The 21,025-nt window shown below is 62.3% G+C and carries 24 protein-coding genes; 16 read left to right on the top strand and 8 right to left on the bottom strand.

The window, feature by feature from the left end:
• Window positions 1-169 precede the first annotated feature (169 nt).
• Complete coding sequence (locus NE852_RS12185) at window positions 170-370, top strand: hypothetical protein (protein ID WP_037175108.1); 201 nt, start codon at window positions 170-172, stop codon at window positions 368-370.
• Between the two features lie 147 nt (window positions 371-517).
• On the top strand, window positions 518-946 hold the full coding sequence (locus NE852_RS12180) for a L,D-transpeptidase (RefSeq protein WP_008535294.1): 429 nt from the start codon (window positions 518-520) through the stop codon (window positions 944-946).
• A 51-nt stretch (window positions 947-997) separates the two neighbouring features.
• Here NE852_RS12180 and NE852_RS12175 read toward each other — a convergent pair whose 3' ends face one another.
• The gene (locus tag NE852_RS12175; protein ID WP_008535297.1) at window positions 998-1,717 is read right to left on the bottom strand and encodes a Crp/Fnr family transcriptional regulator; all 720 of its coding nucleotides are present in this window, start codon (window positions 1,715-1,717) and stop codon (window positions 998-1,000) included.
• Window positions 1,718-2,087: 370 nt separating this feature from the next.
• Here NE852_RS12175 and NE852_RS12170 point away from each other — a divergent pair, with 370 nt between their 5' ends.
• From NE852_RS12170 to NE852_RS12140, 7 genes are all read left to right on the top strand, one after another.
• The gene (locus NE852_RS12170; protein WP_003540486.1) at window positions 2,088-2,366 is read left to right on the top strand and encodes an acyl carrier protein; all 279 of its coding nucleotides are present in this window, start codon (window positions 2,088-2,090) and stop codon (window positions 2,364-2,366) included.
• Between the two features lie 198 nt (window positions 2,367-2,564).
• Entirely contained in the window at window positions 2,565-3,047 is a 483-nt protein-coding gene (locus NE852_RS12165) for a 3-hydroxyacyl-ACP dehydratase FabZ family protein (protein WP_008535306.1), read from the top strand.
• Complete coding sequence (locus NE852_RS12160; protein WP_008535308.1) at window positions 3,044-4,249, top strand: beta-ketoacyl-ACP synthase; 1,206 nt, start codon at window positions 3,044-3,046, stop codon at window positions 4,247-4,249. The genes NE852_RS12165 and NE852_RS12160 overlap by 4 nt, the downstream gene beginning before the upstream one ends.
• 10 nt (window positions 4,250-4,259) lie before the next feature.
• Complete coding sequence (locus NE852_RS12155; RefSeq protein ID WP_258156559.1) at window positions 4,260-5,546, top strand: beta-ketoacyl-ACP synthase; 1,287 nt, start codon at window positions 4,260-4,262, stop codon at window positions 5,544-5,546.
• A 156-nt stretch (window positions 5,547-5,702) separates the two neighbouring features.
• Window positions 5,703-6,731, top strand: coding sequence for a zinc-binding dehydrogenase (locus tag NE852_RS12150; RefSeq protein ID WP_004669770.1), 1,029 nt, complete (start codon window positions 5,703-5,705; stop codon window positions 6,729-6,731).
• A 6-nt stretch (window positions 6,732-6,737) separates the two neighbouring features.
• Window positions 6,738-7,670, top strand: a complete 933-nt coding sequence (locus NE852_RS12145) for a lipid A biosynthesis lauroyl acyltransferase (protein WP_008535324.1) — start codon at window positions 6,738-6,740, stop codon at window positions 7,668-7,670.
• Between the two features lie 279 nt (window positions 7,671-7,949).
• On the top strand, window positions 7,950-8,648 hold the full coding sequence (locus NE852_RS12140; RefSeq protein ID WP_008535325.1) for a PAS domain-containing protein: 699 nt from the start codon (window positions 7,950-7,952) through the stop codon (window positions 8,646-8,648).
• A gap of 125 nt (window positions 8,649-8,773) precedes the next feature.
• Here NE852_RS12140 and NE852_RS12135 read toward each other — a convergent pair whose 3' ends face one another.
• The 3 genes from NE852_RS12135 to NE852_RS12125 all read right to left on the bottom strand — a co-directional run bounded on the left by NE852_RS12135 (window position 8,774) and on the right by NE852_RS12125 (window position 10,394).
• The gene (locus NE852_RS12135) at window positions 8,774-9,142 is read right to left on the bottom strand and encodes a VOC family protein (protein WP_008535327.1); all 369 of its coding nucleotides are present in this window, start codon (window positions 9,140-9,142) and stop codon (window positions 8,774-8,776) included.
• Window positions 9,143-9,541, bottom strand: a complete 399-nt coding sequence (locus NE852_RS12130) for an SRPBCC family protein (RefSeq protein ID WP_258156558.1) — start codon at window positions 9,539-9,541, stop codon at window positions 9,143-9,145.
• A gap of 70 nt (window positions 9,542-9,611) precedes the next feature.
• Window positions 9,612-10,394: a helix-turn-helix domain-containing protein gene (locus NE852_RS12125; RefSeq protein WP_258156557.1), complete on the bottom strand. Its 783-nt coding sequence runs from the start codon at window positions 10,392-10,394 to the stop codon at window positions 9,612-9,614.
• A gap of 211 nt (window positions 10,395-10,605) precedes the next feature.
• On the opposite strand from NE852_RS12125, the gene gndA reads away from it, so the two are divergent.
• Window positions 10,606-12,057, top strand: a complete 1,452-nt coding sequence (gene gndA, locus NE852_RS12120; RefSeq protein WP_258156556.1) for an NADP-dependent phosphogluconate dehydrogenase — start codon at window positions 10,606-10,608, stop codon at window positions 12,055-12,057.
• 47 nt (window positions 12,058-12,104) lie between these two features.
• On the opposite strand, the gene NE852_RS12115 is transcribed toward gndA, so the two are convergent.
• Entirely contained in the window at window positions 12,105-12,518 is a 414-nt protein-coding gene (locus NE852_RS12115; RefSeq protein WP_008535339.1) for a nuclear transport factor 2 family protein, read from the bottom strand.
• A 174-nt stretch (window positions 12,519-12,692) separates the two neighbouring features.
• On the opposite strand from NE852_RS12115, the gene NE852_RS12110 reads away from it, so the two are divergent.
• The 3 genes from NE852_RS12110 to NE852_RS12100 all read left to right on the top strand — a co-directional run bounded on the left by NE852_RS12110 (window position 12,693) and on the right by NE852_RS12100 (window position 14,427).
• Window positions 12,693-13,190, top strand: a complete 498-nt coding sequence (locus tag NE852_RS12110) for a GNAT family N-acetyltransferase (protein ID WP_008535341.1) — start codon at window positions 12,693-12,695, stop codon at window positions 13,188-13,190.
• 12 nt (window positions 13,191-13,202) lie between these two features.
• Entirely contained in the window at window positions 13,203-13,712 is a 510-nt protein-coding gene (locus NE852_RS12105; RefSeq protein WP_008535344.1) for a GNAT family N-acetyltransferase, read from the top strand.
• A gap of 97 nt (window positions 13,713-13,809) precedes the next feature.
• Entirely contained in the window at window positions 13,810-14,427 is a 618-nt protein-coding gene (locus NE852_RS12100) for a class I SAM-dependent methyltransferase (protein WP_008535347.1), read from the top strand.
• A gap of 12 nt (window positions 14,428-14,439) precedes the next feature.
• On the opposite strand, the gene NE852_RS12095 is transcribed toward NE852_RS12100, so the two are convergent.
• The 3 genes from NE852_RS12095 to NE852_RS12085 form a co-directional block, all read right to left on the bottom strand.
• Complete coding sequence (locus NE852_RS12095) at window positions 14,440-15,516, bottom strand: D-alanine--D-alanine ligase family protein (RefSeq protein ID WP_008535349.1); 1,077 nt, start codon at window positions 15,514-15,516, stop codon at window positions 14,440-14,442.
• Between the two features lie 32 nt (window positions 15,517-15,548).
• Complete coding sequence (locus NE852_RS12090) at window positions 15,549-16,163, bottom strand: C39 family peptidase (protein ID WP_037175119.1); 615 nt, start codon at window positions 16,161-16,163, stop codon at window positions 15,549-15,551.
• A gap of 131 nt (window positions 16,164-16,294) precedes the next feature.
• Entirely contained in the window at window positions 16,295-17,341 is a 1,047-nt protein-coding gene (locus NE852_RS12085) for a LacI family transcriptional regulator (protein WP_258156555.1), read from the bottom strand.
• Window positions 17,342-17,794: 453 nt separating this feature from the next.
• Here NE852_RS12085 and NE852_RS12080 point away from each other — a divergent pair, with 453 nt between their 5' ends.
• From NE852_RS12080 to NE852_RS12070, 3 genes are all read left to right on the top strand, one after another.
• Complete coding sequence (locus tag NE852_RS12080) at window positions 17,795-19,030, top strand: ABC transporter substrate-binding protein (protein ID WP_008535366.1); 1,236 nt, start codon at window positions 17,795-17,797, stop codon at window positions 19,028-19,030.
• 150 nt (window positions 19,031-19,180) lie between these two features.
• On the top strand, window positions 19,181-20,086 hold the full coding sequence (locus tag NE852_RS12075; RefSeq protein ID WP_008535367.1) for a carbohydrate ABC transporter permease: 906 nt from the start codon (window positions 19,181-19,183) through the stop codon (window positions 20,084-20,086).
• Entirely contained in the window at window positions 20,079-21,023 is a 945-nt protein-coding gene (locus tag NE852_RS12070) for a carbohydrate ABC transporter permease (RefSeq protein WP_008535368.1), read from the top strand. Before NE852_RS12075 ends, NE852_RS12070 begins: the two co-directional genes overlap by 8 nt.
• Window positions 21,024-21,025: the final 2 nt, after the last annotated feature.

Raw genomic sequence — 21,025 nt, 5'->3', positions numbered from 1 at the left:
GCTACGCAGCGAGGGAACGATGGTCCAACCTCTTGCCAATCTCCACCCTTGTGGGGGAGATGTCCGGCAGGACAGAGGGGGGTGGCCACACGGTATAAACGCCCCGGTGGACACATCACCTGCAAAGGTTTATGCGAAGCGCCTCATATCTCAGAGCAGAAAGAGAGCCATGTCAGTTCAGGTTGAATTACCGTGCCCGAAGTGCAAGAGCACCAAGATGAGGTTCGAGCGGGAAGAGATCCGGGAGACCGATATCATCACCTGTGCAGCCTGCGGGCATAATCTCGGCACGATGGCCGCGATCCGCGAGAAGATGAACAAGGCCTATCAGCGGCTCAAGCAGCCTTCGGCGGCGCGCAAGCTCCAGTAAGCCAGCCCCGCTGCGTGCGGCTTGCTTCCCGCTTTGCCTGTTAGAATTGTGATTACCATTCGGGTTAAAGCTATATAATAAGTATTGCCGTAGTCTCTCTATCGTGAGGGCGCAGTTAAAACTGTGCGCGTGCGAAGAGGGGTTATCATGAAGACGATTTTGGCGGCCGCGGCCGCAAGTTTATTGCTGCAATTTTCTCCCGCTGCCGCCGAGGCAGCAACCCTGGTTGCCAATATCAGCATCGGCAAGCAGACGATGACCGTCACCGAGAACGGTTGGGTGAAGTATCGCTGGAAGGTTTCGACCGCGCGCAACGGCTATGTCACGCCGACCGGTTCGTGGAGTGCCAAGTGGCTGTCGCGCGATCACCGCTCGCGCAAATACGACAATGCGCCGATGCCCTACGCCGTGTTCTTCAACGGCGGTTACGCCGTTCACGCCACCTACGACCTGAAGCGCCTGGGCACGCCGGCATCGCATGGTTGCGTCCGCCTGCATCCGGACAATGCTGCGGAGTTCTTCTCGCTGGCGCGGCAGGCCGGTCTTGCCAATACCCGCGTGGTCATCACGCGCTAACCCAACGGGTTATGCGCCGCGCTAGCCCCGGTATCACCGTGTGGCCGGTCATCACGCGCTAATTCTCTCCAGCTCATCCATATCGGGGATGACGATGTGCCTGGAGTTTTCGATCACGATGACGCCCCGCTTGCGCAATCTGGTCATCTGACGGCTGACGGTTTCGATCGTCAGCCCGAGGAAATCGGCGATCTCGGCGCGCGATAGCGGCAGGTCGAAGGCGGCGCTCGTTGCCGTCTGCGGCTCGGCGTGAGTGGCGATGAGATGGAGCAGGCTTGCGACCCTCTCTTCCGCCGTGCGCCGGCCGAGCGTCAGCATCCATTCGCGTGCGGCATCCAATTCCTTCAGCGCCTGGTCGTGCAGGCTGCGCTGGAGTGCCGGCGTTTCGGAGATCATGCGGTCGAGCAGGTTGCGGGGGAAGACGCAGATTTCGGCATCGGTCGCAGCCTCGGCCGACAGTGTGCTTTCACGCACGAAGGGTCTGCCGACGAAATCGGGAGCAAATTGCAGGCCGACGATCTGCTGGCGTCCGTCCGGCATCACCTTGCAGAGCTTCACCACCCCGCGCATGATGTTCGAATAAAAGGAGCTTTCCGCGCCCTGAGCGATGATTTCGGAACCGGCCTCGACCTTGCGGCGCAGCGAATGGCGGTTGAGTTCCTTCAGCTGGCTGTTCGACAAGGCGCCGCAGACGACGCCGTGCCGCGCCTGGCAGGAGCGGCAGGCGAGGGGAATGACTGCCTCGAAAACCTCACTGCTTGCGACATCCATGTCCTGGTCCCCTCAACATCCCCGGGACGTGCCCGACCGATTGCGCGACGATCGTGGATTCCGGCGCGGCTTGATGATTATCAAATAGCCGGGAGGACGATTTGATTCAGGTCAAAGTCCCGATGCCAATGTTCCTGGCACTCCGCCCTGCGGCAGCTTTCGACCGCTTGATTCGGAAGGCTCTTCTTTCTGGCGGCGGAACGCTCCTTCGGTGCCTGTGGCCGTGCCGGGCTTCCCAGAGCCCGGTTTCCATTGCTGTTTAGGCAACACCCGATCGGCAAATTGCCGCAACGCCGGGATGAAAGCATTGGCTTTTGAAATGGATTTGCCTATGAGGGGGTTTAAATCGTCATTTCATGAGGTACAGCGCGTGACCGCTACATTCGATAAAGTTGCCGACATTATTGCAGAAACCAGCGAGATCGATCGCGCCACGATCACGCCGGAGAGCCATACGATCGACGACCTCGGTATCGACAGCCTCGATTTCCTCGACATCGTCTTTGCGATCGACAAGGAATTCGGCATCAAGATCCCGCTCGAAAAGTGGACGCAGGAAGTCAACGAGGGCAAGGTTTCCACCGAAGAATATTTCGTGCTGAAGAACCTCTGCGCCAAGATCGACGAGCTCAAAGCCGCCAAGGCCTGAGCGACATATCAGTCTTTTTCGAACGCCCTGCCGCCGTGACTATGGCGGCCGGGCGGTTTCGTTCCTAACTAGTGCACGCCGCCCAAAAGTGTGCAGCGGTTTTGGGGCAACGGCAGGCACAAAAACAAAGACCTGAAGTGCGACGCGCTTCGGGCGACACCGGCGGGCGGATCTGGCCAGCCGGGCCGGAGGATCCGAATGCTGCTGGAATATTTCCAGATGATTGACCGCGTCGAAGCGGTAGACCTGAAGAAGGGCGTGCTGACGGCGCGATCCGTCGTGCCGGCCAAGAGCCCCGTTTTCGAGGGGCATTTTCCCGGCATGCCCCTCGTTCCCGGCGTGCTTCTGATCGAGACCATGGCGCAGGCCTCCGGCATGCTGGTGCTTGCCGCCACCGATTTTGCCGCCATGCCCTTCCTGATGTCGGTCGACGGCGCCAAGATGCGCACCTTCGTCGAGCCGGAAGCCGTGCTCGACATTGAGGCGGTGCTGGAGCATGACGGTTCGGGTTTCGCGGTCACCAAGGCCAAGATCACCAGCGGCGGCAAGAAGGTTTGCGATGCGCAGCTGAAACTGCGCACCATGCCCTTCAGCGAGGTTCCGCTTGGCGATATCGTGAAAAAACGCGCCGGCGAGGTCGGTCTTCTCGAAGCGATCGCGGCGCAGGGAGTGGTTGGATGAGCAAGGCTGCAAACGACGTCGTCATTTCAGGCGTGGGCATCGTCACCTGTCAGGGCGTCGGCAAGGACGCGCATATCGCGCTGCTTTCGGCCGAAAGCGCGCCGAAGGCGATCGTCGAGACCGAGAAATTCAAACCCTATCCGGTGCATCCGCTGCCTGAGATCGACTGGTCGCAGCAGATCGCCAAGCGCGGCGACCAGCGCCAGATGGAAAACTGGCAGCGCATCGGCGTCTTCGCCGCGGGTCTCGCGCTCGACGATGCCGGCTTCAAGGACAATGTCGAGGCCTGCGGCACGATGGACATGATCGTGGCGGCCGGCGGCGGCGAGCGCGACATCAATGTCGATACGCTGATCGTCGACGAAGGCCTGAAGCGCAACGACCGCGAACTGCTCTTGAACGAGAAGCTGACCACCGAGCTGAGGCCGACGCTGTTTCTGGCGCAGCTCTCCAATCTGCTGGCCGGCAACATCTCCATCGTTCACAAGGTCACCGGTTCCTCGCGCACCTTCATGGGCGAGGAAGCGTCTGGCGTTTCCGCTGTCGAGACGGCGTTCTGGCGCATCCGCTCCGGCGAATCCACGCATGCGCTTGTCGGCGGCGCCTTCGCTGCCGAACGGCCCGACATGATCCTGCTTACCGAAGCGATCGGCGCGCATACGCGCGGCGAATGGGCGCCGCTCTGGTCGCGCTCCAGCCTCGAGGGCGGCGGCATGATCACCGGTTCCGCAGGCGCCTTCCTGGTGCTGGAATCGCGCAAGCATGCGGAAGAGCGCGGCGCGCATATCTATGCGACGATCAGCGCCGTCGAAGGTGATCGCGGCAATCGCGCCGCCGGCAATTTCGAAGTGCGCATGGAGCGGCTGCTGAAACCCGCCGCCGACCTGCCGGCCGAGAGCACGGCGATCTTTTCCGGCTCGACCGGCATGCACGAGATCGCGGCCCGCGAAAAGGCGGTGCTGGAACATCAGCTTCCGGGTGCTGCCATCCGCGGCTTCGGCGGTGTTTCCGGTCACACGATCGAGGCGCAGTTCCCGCTGGGGCTGGCACTCGCAGCCCTTGCCATCGACGCCGAGGCCAAGGTTCCGCCCTTTGACGCCGCCCATGAAGCGCCGATGAAGGCAGGCACGAAAGCGGCAGTCGTAACAACCGTCGGACACCAGCGCGGCGAGGGCGTCGCCGTTCTTTCCGCAGAGGCGTGAGGAGAGAGATATGACAGCTTCCGCTTACAGAGATCATCTCGGCCGTCCGATCGTCGCCGTGACCGGCATGGGCATCATCACTTCGCTCGGCCAGGGCCTGAAGGACAACTGGGCCGCCCTTTCCTCCGGCACCTCGGGCATCCACGCGATCAACCGCTTTCCGACAGAAGGCCTGTCGACACGGATCGCCGGCACCGTCGATTTCATCGAGATTCCGGTGCCGAACGCCGTCGAGCGTTCTTATGCCTTTGCGCGCGAGACGACCATCGAGGCGCTCGCCGATGCCGGCATATCAGGTGATTTCAACGGGCCGCTGTTCCTTGCCGCGCCGCCGATCGAGCCGGAATGGAGCGCGCGCTTCGAGCTTGCCGACCGTTCGCCGGCCTCCGATCATCCGGGCGATGCCTATGAGCGTTTCCTGACCGCGCTGCGCCAGCGGCCGGATCCCGCTTTCCATGAAGCGGCCCTGTTCGGCGCGATTTCCGAGCGCCTTGCCGACCGGTTCGGCACGCGCGGTCTTCCCGTGACGCTGTCGACGGCCTGCGCCTCCGGCGCCACGGCGATCCAGCTCGGCATCGAGGCGATCCGCCAGGGCCGTACCGATCGCGCATTGACGGTTGCGACCGACGGGTCTCTCAGCGCTGAAGCGCTGATCCGCTTCTCGCTGCTCTCGGCTCTTTCCACCCAGAACGATCCGCCGACCAAGGCCTCCAAGCCGTTCAGCAAGGATCGCGACGGCTTCGTTATCGCCGAGGGTGCGGCGACGCTGGTGCTGGAATCGCTGGAATCGGCGATCGCCCGCGGCGCCAAGGTGCTCGGCATCATGAAGGGTGCGGGCGACAAGGCCGACAGCTTCCACCGTACCCGCTCATCGCCCGATGGCGGCCCGGCGATTGCCACGATCCGCGCGGCCCTTGCCGATGCCGGCATGAGCGAGGACGATATCGGCTATATCAATGCCCACGGCACGTCGACGCCTGAAAACGACAAGATGGAATATGGCTCCATGTCCGCCGTCTTCGGCGAGAAGCTGGCTCGCATTCCTGTCTCGTCCAACAAGTCGATGATCGGCCATACGTTGACGGCGGCCGGTGCAGTCGAAGCGGTGTTCTCGCTACAGACGATGCTGACCGGCACGCTGCCGCCGACGATCAACTACAACAATCCCGATCCGTCGATCGTTCTCGATGTCGTGCCGAACACGAAGCGGGAAGCCCAGGTTTCGGCCGTGCTTTCCAACTCTTTCGGCTTTGGCGGGCAGAATGCCAGCCTTGTCATGGCGCTCGAACCGGCTTAAGCGGTTCCCGACACATTCAGGATAAGAAGACCGCCTACAGCATCGGCCTGAAAATCGGCCGATTTTCGGAAAGCCTGATGCGTAGGTTTATAGAGTTAGAGCGTCCTTTGGGCGTCCGAACGGACGCACGGCGCTCTAAAGGCGAGGGATTTTGCCATGCGCGCTTTGCAACTGATCGACGACCGCAAGCTTGAGATCACCGACCTCCCGGAACCCGACGCTCCCGCCGCCGGCGAGGTGACGCTGCGCGTCAAGGCCGTGGCGCTCAACCATATCGACGTCTGGGGCTGGCGCGGCATGGCTTTCGCCAAGCGCAAGATGCCGCTCGTGATCGGCGCGGAAGCCTCCGGCGTCGTCGAGGCGATCGGGCCGGGTGTCGCCAACGTCCTGCCGGGCCAGCTGGTCTCGATCTACGGCGCGCGGACCTGCGGCCTCTGCCGCCCGTGCCGCGAAGGCCGCGACAATCTCTGCGAACATGTCTCCGGCGTACACGGCTTCCATCTGGATGGCTTTGCGCAGGAGAAGGTGAACCTGCCGGCGCGCCTGCTCGTTCCGGCCCCTCCCGGAGTGGATGCGATCGGCGCGGCACTCGCGCCCGTCACCTTCGGCACGGTCGAGCACATGCTCTTCGACAACGCCAAGCTCGAACCGGGTGAAACCATCCTCGTCCATGCCGGCGGCTCCGGCATCGGCACGGCGGCGATCCAGCTCGCCAAGAAGATCGGCTGTACCGTCATCACCACGGTCGGTTCCGACGACAAGATCGAGAAGGCCAAGGCGCTCGGTGCCGATCACGTCATCAACTACCGCACCGACCGTTTCGAGGGCGTGGTGCGCAAGCTCACCAAGAAGAAGGGCGTCGATGTCGTCTTCGAACATGTGGGCAAGGACACCTGGGCGGGCTCGATGCTCTGCATGAAGCGCGGTGGGCGTCTCGTCACCTGCGGCTCGACCTCGGGCGTTTCCACCGAGATGAACCTGATGATGCTCTTCCAGCAGCAATTGAAGCTGCTCGGCTCCTTCGGCTGCCGCATGGAGAACATGGCGGATGCGATGCAGAAGATGGGCCGCGGGCTCGTTCATCCCGTCATCGACACCGAAGTCGGCTTCGACGATATCGACCGGGCGCTGGAGCGGATGGAATCGCGCCAGATCTTCGGCAAGATCATCCTCAAGATGGATTGACCCGACGTGAAGCTCTTCATCACCCGGATCGTTCTGGCGCTCAGGAATTTCCAGCAATGGCTGGTGGCGCAGGTGATGTTCGGCTTCCTGAATTTCCTGAAGCTGTTTCCGGCCGACGGCGCGATCCGCTTCGCTGATGGGATGATGCGCCGCATCGGCCGGCGGACCCGCCGCCACCGGCTGATGCTGACCAATCTGCGCAACGCCTTTCCCGAGAAGAGCGAGGCCGAGATCGAGGCGATCGCGATCGGCAGCTGGGGAAACATGGGCCGGCTCGCCGCCGAGTACGTCTTCCTCGACCAGCTGTTTGATTTCGATCCCGAGCAAACCGAGCCGGGAAGGGTGGAGGTCTCGGGCATTCCGACCTTCATCGACCTGCGGGACAATCCGCGCCCCTTCATCGTCTTCACCGGCCATACCGCCAATTTCGAGCTTCTGCCGGTGGCGGCGGCTGCGTTCGGGATGACCGTGACCGTGCTCTTCCGGCCGCCGAACAATCCCTATATCGCCAAGAAGGTGTTCGACTTCAGAAGTGCGCGCATGGGTAAGCTGGTGCCTTCGCATGCCGGCTCCTCCTTTGCGCTCGCCCGGCAGCTGGAAGCGGGGCAGGGCGTGGGCGTTCTCGTCGATCAGAAGTTCCGCAAGGGGCTGAAGGGCACCTTCTTCGGACTTGATGTGAAGACCAATCCGCTCCTGCCGAAGCTGGTGCGTCAGTTCGATTGCGAGGTCTATCCAGCGCGCTGCATCCGCCTGCCGGGAAACCGCTACAGGCTGGAAATCGAGCCGCGGCTGGACATGCCGCGCGACGCCAAGGGCAATCTCGATCTGCCGGCCGCGGCCCAATTGCTCAACGACAAGGTGGAAAGCTGGGTTCGGGAATATCCGGAGCAGTGGCTCTGGTATCACGACCGCTGGCACATCAAGAAGACGCTTGGCTAAAGCGTGCCGCAGATCGCTGCTTGCGCTTCAGGTCCTTGTTTTTACTCATGTTATTTTCGCAGAACCGCTGCATATCTGCGCGACATGCTCTCTTACAAAAGCCAACCCTTATTTATGAGCGGTGAAAAGCGGCAGGTGCGTTCGGATTGAAACGGTGTACGCTTCATGTTACCCGTCACCACCAAGACGCGAATAAAGTCTACCGCAGGGCGCACTTTTCGAATGTGCAACGTTTCCGGTCGCAGACTCGCCTCTTGGGAAATGGGAGTTGGGAGCGTCTTGCTGGAGCTTTTTCGAGCCTTTTCCTTGCGTTGCACGCAAATAGAGGAAGCCATACGGCTGGGTGACGACCAGCGTGTCACGGCGCTCGACCGCCATGTCGAGCCGCTGGTCGAGGCTATCCTTGCCTGCCGGGCGGACAATCTGCTCGAAGTCTACATGCAACTTCAGTTTGTAAGTCATCTCATTGCCAGGGACGCCGACGACAGCGCCAGCGTGAGCGAGTATGCGGCGGTGCTTTCCTACCTGCTCGAGGGCTATTTCGGCACGCACGCGCCGGACTGGCGGCCTTCCCCGCAGGACGTGCGCATCGAGCCGCCGGCTGCCTATGTGCCGGATACCGACAACGGACAGTTTCTCAACGCGGTCATTCTCGAAAGCCTGCCGGATCGCGTGGCGGTGCTGACCAGGGATTATCGCTATCTCTATTCCAATTCGGCCAACAGCGCCCATCTCAACATGAAGCCGATCGAACTGATCGGCCGTCACGTGTCCGAATTCATCGGCGAAGAGCGGTTTACGCAGTGCGCCAAGCACAGGCTCGACGCCTGTTTTGCCGGCGAGCAGATCGACTACGTCTATGAACGGCAGACCGACGATGCCGGATCGCGGCAGGTGCGCTGCCGCATGTCGCCGCTGCGTGATGCAAGCGGCACGGTGATCGGCGCGCTGCTCATCATGGAAGACATCAGTCGCTAGCCGAAGGCCGACCTCCGCCGTCTGTAGAGCATTTTCGTTTTTCTTCGAATCACGAAGATGCTCTACCTCATTGTTTTCACGCAATCCCGAACGCAAAACCGCGGCACACTTTTGCTGGAATTGCTCTAGGCGCTCGCCCAGACCGCAAGCTCGTAACCGTCACGATCGAGGAAATGGAACCGCCGGCCGCCTGGAAAATCGGTGATCGGCCGGCAGATCGTGCCGCCGGCCTTCTCGACCGAGGTCAGCACCTCTTCCAGATCCCTGGCATAGACGACAACCAGCGGGCCGCCCGGCCGCACGGGGCCGAAATCGGTGAAGCCGCCCTTCAACCGGCCGTCGTCGAATTCGCAGTAGTTCGGGCCGTAATCGGTGAAACGCCAGCCGAAAGCCGAACCGTAAAAGGCTTTGGCGGCGGCGATGTCGGCGACGTTGAATTCGACATAATCGATGCGGCGATCGTTGTGTTCCTGTTTTTCTGATTTTTCGGCCATCTATCTCTCCATCAGGGCTTTCAGCATCGCGAGGTCTTTCTCGATATGGGCGGCGTCGGCGGAAAACTGCGCGTCGGTCATGCCGGGCAGGCGCAGCAGCGTGAACATGACCTCGCAGCCATCGCCGTTCGGCACGATGCGCAGAGCATTATAAACCCGGAGGCCGGATTCGATCGTCACCGTATGGTCGATCACGCCGAATTCATTGGTGGGCACGAAGCTCACCTTGACGGTGCCGAGCGCGCCATGGGCGATCCAGTCGGCGCCGTCGGGTTCCAAGCCGGTCGCCAGGCCGGAGGCCCACAGCGGCATGTTCTCCGGCTTGCCGGCGAAGTCGTAGACGTCGCGCCAATCGCGCTCGATGGACCGGTGGATGATTTTCGCAGGCATTGTCGGCATGGCGCGCAGGTCCTTCGTGTCTGGTTTTCCCGGAATAGCAGACCGGCCGGCGGCGTCTTGAACAAAACGGTCAGCCGGACGTTTTCCGCATGCCGAGTTGATCGAGAATGACGGCGGGTGTCAGCGTCGAGAGCTCGCCGACCTCGCGCGTCATATGGGCCTGGTCGGCAAAGCCCGCTTCGAGCGCCAGATGGGCAAGCGGCATCCTGCCCGGACTGCGGCATAGGTCGAGGAAACGCTGGAACCGGCGAATGCGTTCCAGCGTCTTGGCGCCGTAGCCGAAATGGTGGTGGCAGCGGCGGCGCAGCTGCCTTTCGCTGATACCGAGCAGGCCGGAGGCCTGCCGGCCGCTGTCAGCGGCGGCAAAGATCAGGGCTGCGTCCCGGGTGGGCGCTTCTTCATCGCCAGCGGCTTCTTCGAGCAGACGGCCGAACTGCATCGCGGCGACGGCCGGATCGGGGCAATCCTGGAGCCGCGCCTCGAATGCGGCCGTGTCTTTCCTGCCGATGTCGGCGAGGGGCACGGAAAGGCCGACCAGCGCCGAGAGCGGCGTCTTCAGCCAGGATGCCGCAGCGCCCGGCGCAAAGCGCGCGCCGATGACTGTCGTGCCCGGCCGGATGACAGGGAAGGCCGCCGTCCTGTCGGGGCCGGCGACGACCAGCCGGCCGCCGATCCAGAGGAGGTCGCAATAGCCGTCCGGGACGATCGCCACCTTTGCCGGCGGCCGGTCACGGACCGTATGCGACCAGAGGCGGCTGAAATGGCGCCGCAGCGCCTGCGGCGGAGAAAATTCGCGGTAGCAGCCGGCGCTGGCCGCGAGCATGGCCGTTTCTTTTTGTTTTCCCGATGCCAATGCGAGATCTCCCGAGGCGCAGATGATAACATGAGATAGGGCGCTGCGGGCACATTGCCTGCAAAAAATTGCCGCCGGCCGATCACGCGGCGTCCGGCAGTTGTCGGACAAGCCGCGGTCATCAAAGCTGCATTTCATCGGCTTTTGCGAACCGATTAGACCCTGGCCAGACTTGCCGTTTGACCAAGACAGTGCCACAACACCGGTCCAAATGACACATCGGAGGTTTGTCGTGGAAAAGGCAGAAATCGGACTGATCGGCCTTGCGGTCATGGGCTCCAACCTGGCGCTCAACATCGCGGAGAAAGGCAATAAAATCGCGGTCTTCAACCGCACGCCGGAGAAAACCGACGAATTCTACGAGAGTGCCGGCGATCTGAAGAAGCAGATCATTCCCTGCAAGACCATCGAGGAATTCGTCGATGCGATCCGGCCGCCGCGTCCGATCATCATCATGATCAAGGCCGGTGACGCCGTCGACCAGCAGATGGAGGCGCTGCGCCCACATCTGTCCAAGGGCGACATCATGATCGATGCCGGCAACGCCAATTTCCGCGACACCGTCGCCCGCTTCGACCGCCTGAAAAATACCGATCTGACCTTCATCGGCATGGGCGTATCGGGCGGCGAGGAAGGTGCGCGCCACGGCCCGTCGATCATGGTCGGCGGCACAGAGGAATCCTGGAAACGCGTCGAGAAGGTGCTGACCTCGATTGCGGCCCGCTACAATGACGAGCCCTGCGTCGCCTGGCTCGGCAATGACGGCGCCGGCCATTTCGTCAAGACCATCCACAACGGCATCGAATATGCCGACATGCAGATGATCGCCGAAATCTACGGCATCCTGCGCGACGGTCTCGGCAAGAGCGCCTCCGAAATCTCCGGCATCTTCGGCGAGTGGAACAAGGGTCGCCTGAACTCCTATCTGATCGAGATTTCCGAGAAGGTGCTCGCGGCCAGCGATCCGGTCTCCGGCGGGCCGATGGTCGACATGATCCTCGACAAGGCAGGCCAGAAGGGCACCGGCAAGTGGTCGGCGATCGAGGCGCAGAACATGGGCATTCCGGCAACGGCGATCGAAGCCGCGGTCGCTGCCCGCAGCCTTTCGTCGATGAAGTCGCAGCGCGAAGCCGCCGAAAAGATTTTCGGTACCCAGGCTGCATCCTTCCCGATTGCTTACGGCCCCGAACTCAACAAGGATCTGGAACTGGCGCTTTTCGCCGCCAAGATCGGCGCCTATGCGCAGGGCTTTGCGGTGATGGCGGAAGCCTCGCGCGAGTTCAACTGGTCGCTGCCGATGCCGACGATCGCCCGGATCTGGCGCGCCGGCTGCATCATCCGCTCGCAGTTCCTCGACGAGATCACCTCGGCCTTCACCAAGGCGCCTGATGCCGCCAACCTGATCGTCACGCCTGCCTTCTCCGAGATGGTCAAGGAATCGATCCCGGCACTTCGCCGCGTCGTCGCTGCCGCGATTTCCGCCGGCCTGCCGGTGCCGGCGCTGACCTCGGCGCTCACCTATTTCGACGCCTACCGCCAGGGCAGGGGAACGGCCAACCTCATCCAGGCCCAGCGCGACTTCTTCGGCGCCCATGGCTTCGACCGCCTCGACGGCAAGGATTTCCACCACGGCCCCTGGGGCAGCGGTGCGGCGACCTTCTAGGGATAGCTGGAAAGAAAGGCTCGGCCATCACGCCGGGCCTTTCGATATTAGGAACCTTTGATCGCTTCGATCGGGTTCTGGCGGAAGAGCTCCGCGACCAGCCAGCTGTCGAGATAGGCGCGCACTTCCACGATGCGGCCGGCGGAGAACCGGCAAAGCCAGCAATAGTGGTTGTCGAAGCGCATGCCGTTGTGCGCGCTCGCCATCGAACGGAGCTCGACGATCGCCCAATCGCCATCGGCAAGGATATTCTGGACAGTCAGCTGCGTGCCATCCGGCAGCACCTTGTGAAGCTTCTCGAAAGTGGCGGCCAGGAAATCTTCTTTCGAGCGGTAGCGACCGGCGAGCGGATGCGTGCCCATGACCGTCCAATCGACATCGTCGGCGACATGCGCGAAGAACTTCGCGCCGTCGCCCCTCTCAAGATGCGCAAACAGCGCCGCCACGTCCCGCTTGTCCATCGTTTTCTCCCCCTCGTTGCGACGTCCTTGCCGGACCGGCTCGTCTGCAACGGTTTCAGTATCGCATGTTTCGTGCGGCGCGTCGTGGAGCAGGGCCGTTCGCGCTTTGCATGACAAAATGCTATCGGTCCCGGCATCGCGTCTGCAGCCCATCGCGCTGAGGAGTTGATAGGAATGCATATCCGATATGAGACGCCTGATGATATCGACGCTATCGAGGATCTGACTTCGGCTGCCTTCAAGCCGATGCCGTACAGCGAGGGTACGGAAGCGGAGATCATCCGGAAGCTTCGCGCGAGCGATGATCTGACGATATCGCTGGTTGCCGAAGAGGCGGGCGAGATATTGGGGCATATCGCGTTTTCGCCGGTGACGATCGATGGCGCACATGGCGGCTGGTTCGGGCTAGGCCCGATATCGGTGAAGCCGGAGAGGCAGAGACAGGGGATCGGCAGGGCGCTGATCGCCAGGGGGCTTGAATTGCTGAAGGGGATGGGGGCGAGCGGCTGTGCGCTGATCGGCAATCCCGACGTCTATCGCAGCGCTGGCTTCAGCAGCGACGGGCAATTAACATATCACGATCTCGATACGCGGCTGGTGCAGCGGATCGCTCTTCGAGGGGCGGTGCCGAGCGGGATACTTCGGTTCGCGCCGGCGTTCGAAAACCAGTAGAAAGGCGATGACATGTTGGAAGCGGGCGAGATTGCCATCCGGACCGAGCGTCTGACGCTTCGCATGCCCGATATCGGCGACTTCGAGGCTTACGGTCGGCTGATGGCCTCGCCACGCTCTGCCGGAATGGGCGGCCCGTTCGTTCTGCGGGCGGCGTGGGGGATGTTCTGCCACGACGTGGCCCTGTGGCGGCTTTTCGGACATGGGGCGCTGATGATCGACCTAACCGAAACCGGCGAATGCGTCGGCCAGGTGGGGATCAATCACGGGCCGCTTTTTCCGGAAAAGGAGCTGGGGTGGTTCGTTTACGAGGGATATGAGGGCTGGGACTATGCGACCGAAGCGGCCTCCGCCTTGCGCGGCTGGGCCTTCGCGACACTCAAGCTGCCGTCGCTCGTCAGCTATATCGCGCCGGGCAACCCTGCCTCGATCGCCGTTGCGGAACGGCTGGGGGCGCGTCTCGATCCCGTAGCGCCTCGAACCGATCCTGCCGATATCGTCTATCGTCACCACCCTTCCTGAGACCAAGCTCGCGGCCGCAAGGCGGTTGGTGACGAACGTCTCAATCCTTACATGTTGATCGGTGAGGATAAGACGCCGCCAGAGATTGGGATGCCGGATGATGGTTACGAAGCGCGAACATTGGGACGAGGTCTACCGCACGAAAGCCGCCGACAGCGTCAGTTGGTATCAGCCGACGCCGGAGCCTTCTCTACGAGCGCTTGACGAGCTGCAACTGCCGGCGACAGCAGCGCTGGTCGATGTCGGTGGCGGGGCGTCGAGCCTTGTCGACTGCCTCATCGAACGCGGCTGGTCCGACCTCACCGTTCTCGATATTGCCGCGCCGGCATTGGATGCCGCCAAGGCGCGGCTGCGGGATGACGCGGCTCGGGTCGCATGGGTGGTAGCCGATGTCACTGTATGGAGACCGGAGCGCCATTACGATGTATGGCACGACCGCGCCGTGTTTCACTTCCTCACCGAGGCCGAACAGCGGATCGCCTATCGCCACGCCCTTGAAGCCGCCACGGCGCCGAGCAGCGTGGTGATCCTCGCCACCTTTGCACCGGACGGGCCAGAGCGGTGCAGCGGCTTGCCGGTCCGGCGTTACGACGCGGCCGCGCTCGCGGCGGAATTTGGCTCCGCCTTCGCGCTCGAACGCGAATGGCGGGAGGAGCACACGACGCCCGGCGGCGGCCGGCAGTCGTTTCAATGGTGCGTCTTTAGAAGGCGCTGAACGCTTCGTTGCTCAGGCCGCCCGGCCGGCGCGCGCCATGCCGTGCTCGACCAGCCGGTCGATGACCTCGGAATAGCTGACGCCGCTTGCCGCCATCGCCTTGGAGTACATGCTGATATCGGTGAAGCCGGGAATGGTGTTGAGCTCATTGATGACGAAGCGCATGTCCGACGTCAGGAAAAAATCGACGCGCGCCATGCCGTCGCAGCCGACGGCCCGGAAGGCTTTGGCGGCCGCCTCGCGCATGGCGGCCTCGACCTCGGCCGGCAGATCGGCCGGCACTTTCAGCGCCGCGCCGTTTTCATCGACATATTTGGCGTCGTAATTGTAGAAGCCGTGGCTTTCCGCCGGCACGATCTCGCCCGGTCGGGAAACGAAAAGCCCTCCGGCGGCATCCTCGAGCACGCTGAATTCGATCTCGCGGCCGGCGATGAACTCCTCGGCGAGCAGCGTGCGGTCGTGGCGGAAGCCCCCGGCGAGGGCTGCCGCAAATTCCTGGCTGGCATGGACCTTGGCGACGCCGACGGACGAACCCTGCCGTGCCGGCTTGATGAAGAGCGGCAGGCCGAGTTCGTCTTCGAGCGCGGCGAGCGGAGGAGCAGCCCCCTCATGGATCGTCACAGCGCGCGCCACCGGCAGGCCCGCAGCTTTCAGCAGGCGCTTGGCGATATCCTTGTCGAGGGCCGCGGCCGATCCGAGGATGCCGCAGCCGGCGAGCGGCACGCGCGCCACCTCGGCCACGCCCTGCACCGATCCGTCTTCGCCATGCGGACCGTGCAGCACTGGGAACAGGATATCGATCCTTTGAAGCTCGTGCGGCGCGCCGCGAGCTGACAACGCCAGCATTCGGCCGCGGCCGCCCGGCACGAGGCAGACTTCCGTGCCTGACGAAGGTGTCGCCAGCAGGCCGTCCTCCAAGCTGCTCAGCAGCCATTGCCCCTCGCGGGTGATGAAGATGGGAACGGCGTCATATTTTTCGGGATCGAGTGCGCTCATGACATTGGTTGCCGAAAGGATCGAAACCTCGTGCTCGGCCGAGCGGCCACCGAAGAGCACTGCGACGCGCAGCCTCCTGGGAGAAGGGATCATGCAAGCCTCCTGATGACTAGCCGTCGAATGGATCAGGCCTCGATCGAGATGCCGCGGCCCGCAAAGAAACGATCGAAGATGACAAGCGGCAGTGTCACATCAGCCTGGCTCGCCTCGTCATGGCCGGAAGGGTTGTGGAAGCGGACCGTTTCCGGTGAGGCTGATGTCACCAGCACCAGATGCCCGCCTTTCGAGGGCGGCTCGCGCTCCGGCCAGCGAATGCCCGAATTCACCGAAGCGATGAAGAAGCGGCGTTTCGATAGAAGCCCGGGAATGGCCGATGTATCGACGCCGGTCATCGTCTCGGCGCCGAGACCGAAGCGCTCGCTCACGAAGCGGACGAAGGGAGCATAGATCAGCCCCTTGATAGAGGCGTCGATGTCGTTGACGACGTAACCGCCATAGGCTGTGCAGGCGCGGGCAAGCTCTATCGTCGGGTGGATTTCGCCGCGCGCGGCAAGGATCATTTTCAGGCAGGCCATGCCGCAGACATTGACGGCCCAACGCGCATATTCCTCGATCGTCGCGGCCCCCGACCGGCGCCAGAGCGGATCGGCGAGCAGCGCCTGCGCTCCTTCGGCAAGCACCGGCAACGTCATGCCGGGCGTTTCCCATTGGCTGAAATAAGGCACGTCGCTCTCATGCATTCTGTCGATGTCCCCGGTTGTTCTCTTCATGAGATGTGGGGCAATCTTGGCTTTTTCGAGCCGATGCCGCTCGCGACATCGACGCCAACGGTGGCGTTGTTTCGTCAGTTGCCGTCCTGCTTATGATCGCGCTACCTGCCGCCGCCCTCCGGCCAGACCGGCTGGCTGATGCTCTGCAGGAGTTCCGGTTCGATGCCGTCGATGCGGGCGATGACGGCTTTGGCCATTTCGCGGCCGGCCTGGCGCACGTCTTCCTGGGCGGTGATGATCTCCGGGCGGATCCAGTTGAGGATCGGGACGGATTGCTTGGAGACCATGTCGAGATCGCGGCCGACCGCCTTGCCGGCGGCCTCGATGCCGGCATTGACGGCGATGGCCGCGCTGCCGGCCGAACAGACGATGCCGTCGGGAGCGTTCGGTGAACGCATCATCACCTCGACGACGTCGCGGATGTCGGCAAGCGGCGCGTCGGTGTTGACGCGCAGCGGCACTTCCTCGGCGCCGTAATCGTGCAGGCCGGTCTGGAAGCCGATGCGGATATGGGCGTAGTAGGTGAGCTTGCTCGGCGGCTGCAGCAGGGCGATGCGCTTGCGGCCGCGCTGGACGAGCTTTTGCACCGCCTGATGGGCGAAGGCCTCGTTGTCGAAATCGTGGAAGGGGTGCGTGAGGCCCGCATCGGTGCGCCCGTGCGTGGCAAAGGGCATGCCGCGCTCGGCCAGGAGCCGGACGCGCGGATCATCCGGCTCGATGCGCGAGATGATGACGCCGTCAGCCGAGCCGGTGTCGAGAATATACCGCACCGGCAGCATCGGGTCCTTGCTGTGGGAATGCGGGGTCACGACGATATGATAGGGGGTGCCGGACAGGACCTCCGAGATGCCGAAGACCATCTGGCTCGAGAAGCCCATGATCTCCTCGTCGATGCTGAGGACGAGGGCGATGACATTGGTCTTGCCGGTGCGCAGGCGCACGCCCGCCCTGTTCGGCTGGTAGCCAAGCTGGCGGGCGACCATGCGCACCCGCTCCTTGGTTTCCGCTCCGATGTCAGGCGCATCCTTCAGCGCGCGCGATACCGTCGTCACGCCAAGGCCGGTCATGAAGGCGATCGTCTTCAGTGTCGGGCGCTCGCGCGCCACCGCCGTCGATGTCGCCTGGCCGAAATTTCCCTTGTTTTCCATCCCTGTAGGCCGCCCTGCGCGAATTGGTCTCGCTTATAGAGGCTTTTTCAGGCGCCGTAAGCCCGCCGCCTGCCAAAATCGCGCCTCCCTGAGGAAGTCAATCTGTAACGATACAGTAGAAATGTCGAGCGTTTTTTCTTGTGTGCGTCGCAACATTGTTCGCATAGGTTGAATCGCGCCTTTTCACGCTCTTTTTCCGCAATTGCGAAATGGATAATGTAAGAGAAGAGATTTGATGTGACATTTTATCATTTAGTTTCAATTTATTGCATCGATATCGCATATGCGATAACGCGCTCGTGACGGCTGGCTCGGCGGGTGTGATCGTTCGACGGGGAACAGTTATAAGTAGCAATGTCGATCTTTAAGGAAAATTTTACCGGCGGGCAGTTGCGTGGTGAAATCGATTGATCTAAGTTTTTCCGGCAACGTTTCAGTGAGGGAGGAGAACTCATGAAAATCCGTATGATGGCGGCCATGCTTGCCGCTTCGGCAGCACTTCCGCTTGGTGCCGCCAACGCAACCGATCTCGAAGTCACGCATTGGTGGACCTCAGGCGGCGAAGCCGCAGCCGTCGCCGAGCTGGCAAAGGCATTCGACGCCACCGGCAACCACTGGGTCGACGGCGCTATCGCCGGCTCCGGCGGCACTGCCCGTCCGATCATGATCAGCCGCATCACAGGCGGCGACCCGATGGGCGCCACCCAGTTCAACCACGGCCGCCAGGCCGAGGAGCTCGTTCAGGCCGGCCTGATGCGTGACCTCACCGATGTCGCCACAGCCGAGCACTGGAAGGACATCATCCGTCCGTCGAGCCTGCTCGATTCCTGCACGATCGACGGCAAGATCTACTGCGCTCCCGTCAACATTCACTCCTGGCAGTGGCTGTGGCTTTCGAACGCCGCCTTCAAGAAGGCCGGCGTCGAGGTTCCGAAGAACTGGGACGAGTTCGTCGCAGCCGCTCCGGCCCTTGAAAAGGCAGGCATCATTCCGCTCGCCGTCGGCGGCCAGCCGTGGCAGGCGACAGGCGCCTTCGACGTGCTGATGGTTGCTGTTGCCGGCAAGGACGTCTTCAACAAGGTATTCAAGGACAAGGACGCCACGGTGGCAGCCGGCCCCGAGATCGCCAAGGTCTTCAAGGCCGCCGACGACGCCCGCAAGATGTCCAAGGGCAGCAACGTCCAGGACTGGAACCAGGCGACCAACCTCGTCATCACGGGCAAGGCCGGCGGCCAGATCATGGGTGACTGGGCGCAAGGCGAATTCCAGGTCGCCAAGCAGGTTGCCGGCAAGGATTATACCTGCCTGCCGGGCCTCGGTGTGAACGAGATCATCTCGACCGGTGGTGACGCCTTCTACTTCCCGCTGCTGAAGGATGAAGAAAAGTCCAAGGCGCAGGCCGTGCTCGCCAAAACCTTGCTCGATCCCAAGACCCAGGTTGCCTTCAACCTGAAGAAGGGCTCGCTGCCGGTTCGCGCAGACGTCGATCTCGCCGCCGCCAACGACTGCATGAAGAAGGGTCTCGACATCCTGGCGAAGGGCAACGTGATCCAGGGCACCGACCAGCTGCTTTCGGCCGACAGCCAGAAGCAGAAGGAAGACCTCTTCTCCGAATTCTTCGCCAATCCGTCGATGACGCCGGAAGACGCGCAGAAGCGTTTTGCCAAGATCATCGCTTCGGCTGACTGATCGGCAGGTTCGCCGCTCTTGCGATCCGGCTCCCCCGGAGCCGGATCCTCCCAGGCGATTTTCGACGGTTTTCCGGCACTGCCGGCTAATCCGGACGGGGATGGAAGGGAGCTATCAAGGGTCGCCGCTGCGATGTGAGGAGAAGTGTTCATGACGGGTCAAGCGCAAGCAGGCCGGCCAAACAAGTTACTGCGCAATCTGAATGCAAAGATTGCGTCCATTCCGATGATCCTGACAGCGCTGGTGATCTTTGTCGGCGGCACGTTCTGGACGGTCTTTTATTCCTTCACCAATTCCAAGCTGCTCCCGCGGCTGAGCTTTGTCGGCATCGAACAGTATGAACGCCTCTGGGCGGCACCGCGATGGGTGACGGCGATCGAGAACCTTGCCCTCTACGGCATCCTCTCGCTGATCTTCAGCCTGGTCATCGGTTTCGTGCTCGCCGCGCTAATGGACCAGAAGATCCGCTTCGAAAATACTTTCCGCACCATCTTCCTTTATCCCTTCGCGCTGTCCTTCATCGTGACGGGCCTTGTCTGGCAGTGGGTGCTGAACCCGGATTTCGGCGTACAGTCGGTGGTGCGCTCGCTCGGCTGGACGAGCTTCACCTTCAATCCGCTCTACACGCCTGAGATCGTCATCTACGGCATTCTGATCGCGGCGCTCTGGCAGGGAACGGGGCTCGTCATGTGCCTGATGCTCGCCGGCCTGCGCGGCATCGACGAGGATATCTGGAAGGCCGCGCGCGTCGACGGCATTCCGATGTGGAAGACCTATCTCCTCATCGTCATACCCATGATGCGGCCGGTCTTCATCACGACGATCGTCATCATCGCCTCCGGCATCGTCAAGGTCTACGACCTCGTGGTGGCGCAGACGTCGGGCGGTCCCGGTATCTCCTCGGAAGTGCCGGCAAAATACGTCTACGACTATATGTTCCAGGCGCAGAACCTGGGCCAGGGCTTCGCCGCATCGACCATGATGCTGGTCACGGTCGCGATCATCATCGTTCCGTGGGCCTATCTTGAATTCGGAGGAGGTCGCAAGCGTGGCTAATATCGGAACCCTCAACACCACGGCAGCCGGCATCGACGCGGTCGCGCCGAAACTCGGCGAAGGCCCGAGCGGCCCGAAGCCGCGCCCGGCGCTGTCGCCGCGCAATATCATGCTCTACGGCACGCTCGGTGTGGCGGCGCTCTATTACCTGCTGCCGCTCTACGTGATGGTCGTGACCTCGCTGAAGGGCATGCCGGAAATCCGTCTCGGCAACATCTTCTCGCCGCCGATGGAGATCACCTTCGAACCCTGGGTGAAGGCCTGGGCGGAGGCCTGCACCGGGCTCAACTGCGATGGCCTGTCGCGCGGCTTCTGGAATTCGGTACGCATTACGGTGCCGTCGGTCATCATCTCGATCGCCATCGCCTCGGTGAACGGCTATGCGCTGGCAAACTGGCGCTTCAAGGGATCCGAGCTCTTCTTCTCGATCCTCATCATCGGCGCGTTCATTCCCTATCAGGTGATGATCTATCCGATCGTCATCATCCTGCGCGAAATTGGCATTTACGGCACGCTGTCCGGCCTTGTCATCGTGCATTCGATCTTCGGCATGCCGATCCTGACGCTGCTCTTCCGCAACTACTTCGTGTCGCTGCCGGAAGAACTGTTCAAGGCGGCGCGTGTCGACGGAGCGGGATTCTGGCAGATCTTCCTGAAGATCATGATGCCGATGTCGCTGCCGATCTTCGTGGTGGCGATGATTCTGCAGGTGACCGGCATCTGGAACGACTTCCTGTTCGGCGTGGTTTTCACGCGGCCGGATACCTATCCGATGACCGTGCAGCTCAACAACATCGTCAATTCCGTTCAGGGCGTGAAGGAATACAACGTCAACATGGCAGCAACGATCCTCACCGGCCTGGTGCCGCTGATCGTCTATTTCGTCTCCGGACGGCTTTTTGTTCGCGGCATCGCCGCCGGCGCAGTGAAGGGGTGATC

Origin of the sequence: Rhizobium sp. Pop5 (assembly GCF_024721175.1) — a bacterium.
Taxonomy (GTDB): domain Bacteria; phylum Pseudomonadota; class Alphaproteobacteria; order Rhizobiales; family Rhizobiaceae; genus Rhizobium.
This window is presented reverse-complemented; position numbering and strand designations above follow the sequence as displayed.

Excerpts from the sequence above, each read along its gene's own strand:
- NE852_RS12155 (WP_258156559.1), top strand. The coding sequence starts at position 4,260 with ATGACAGCTTCCGCTTACAGAGATCATCTCGGCCGTCCGATCGTCGCC.
- NE852_RS12160 (WP_008535308.1), top strand. The coding sequence starts at position 3,044 with ATGAGCAAGGCTGCAAACGACGTCGTCATTTCAGGCGTGGGCATCGTC.
- NE852_RS12075 (WP_008535367.1), top strand. The coding sequence starts at position 19,181 with ATGACGGGTCAAGCGCAAGCAGGCCGGCCAAACAAGTTACTGCGCAAT.
- NE852_RS12135 (WP_008535327.1), bottom strand. The coding sequence starts at position 9,142 with ATGGCCGAAAAATCAGAAAAACAGGAACACAACGATCGCCGCATCGAT.
- NE852_RS12150 (WP_004669770.1), top strand. The coding sequence starts at position 5,703 with ATGCGCGCTTTGCAACTGATCGACGACCGCAAGCTTGAGATCACCGAC.
- NE852_RS12095 (WP_008535349.1), bottom strand. The coding sequence starts at position 15,516 with ATGATCCCTTCTCCCAGGAGGCTGCGCGTCGCAGTGCTCTTCGGTGGC.
- NE852_RS12090 (WP_037175119.1), bottom strand. The coding sequence starts at position 16,163 with ATGCATGAGAGCGACGTGCCTTATTTCAGCCAATGGGAAACGCCCGGC.
- gndA (WP_258156556.1), top strand. The coding sequence starts at position 10,606 with ATGACACATCGGAGGTTTGTCGTGGAAAAGGCAGAAATCGGACTGATC.
- NE852_RS12110 (WP_008535341.1), top strand. The coding sequence starts at position 12,693 with ATGCATATCCGATATGAGACGCCTGATGATATCGACGCTATCGAGGAT.
- NE852_RS12130 (WP_258156558.1), bottom strand. The coding sequence starts at position 9,541 with ATGCCGACAATGCCTGCGAAAATCATCCACCGGTCCATCGAGCGCGAT.
- NE852_RS12180 (WP_008535294.1), top strand. The coding sequence starts at position 518 with ATGAAGACGATTTTGGCGGCCGCGGCCGCAAGTTTATTGCTGCAATTT.
- NE852_RS12085 (WP_258156555.1), bottom strand. The coding sequence starts at position 17,341 with ATGGAAAACAAGGGAAATTTCGGCCAGGCGACATCGACGGCGGTGGCG.
- NE852_RS12080 (WP_008535366.1), top strand. The coding sequence starts at position 17,795 with ATGAAAATCCGTATGATGGCGGCCATGCTTGCCGCTTCGGCAGCACTT.
- NE852_RS12105 (WP_008535344.1), top strand. The coding sequence starts at position 13,203 with ATGTTGGAAGCGGGCGAGATTGCCATCCGGACCGAGCGTCTGACGCTT.
- NE852_RS12185 (WP_037175108.1), top strand. The coding sequence starts at position 170 with ATGTCAGTTCAGGTTGAATTACCGTGCCCGAAGTGCAAGAGCACCAAG.
- NE852_RS12100 (WP_008535347.1), top strand. The coding sequence starts at position 13,810 with ATGATGGTTACGAAGCGCGAACATTGGGACGAGGTCTACCGCACGAAA.
- NE852_RS12175 (WP_008535297.1), bottom strand. The coding sequence starts at position 1,717 with ATGGATGTCGCAAGCAGTGAGGTTTTCGAGGCAGTCATTCCCCTCGCC.
- NE852_RS12165 (WP_008535306.1), top strand. The coding sequence starts at position 2,565 with ATGCTGCTGGAATATTTCCAGATGATTGACCGCGTCGAAGCGGTAGAC.
- NE852_RS12115 (WP_008535339.1), bottom strand. The coding sequence starts at position 12,518 with ATGGACAAGCGGGACGTGGCGGCGCTGTTTGCGCATCTTGAGAGGGGC.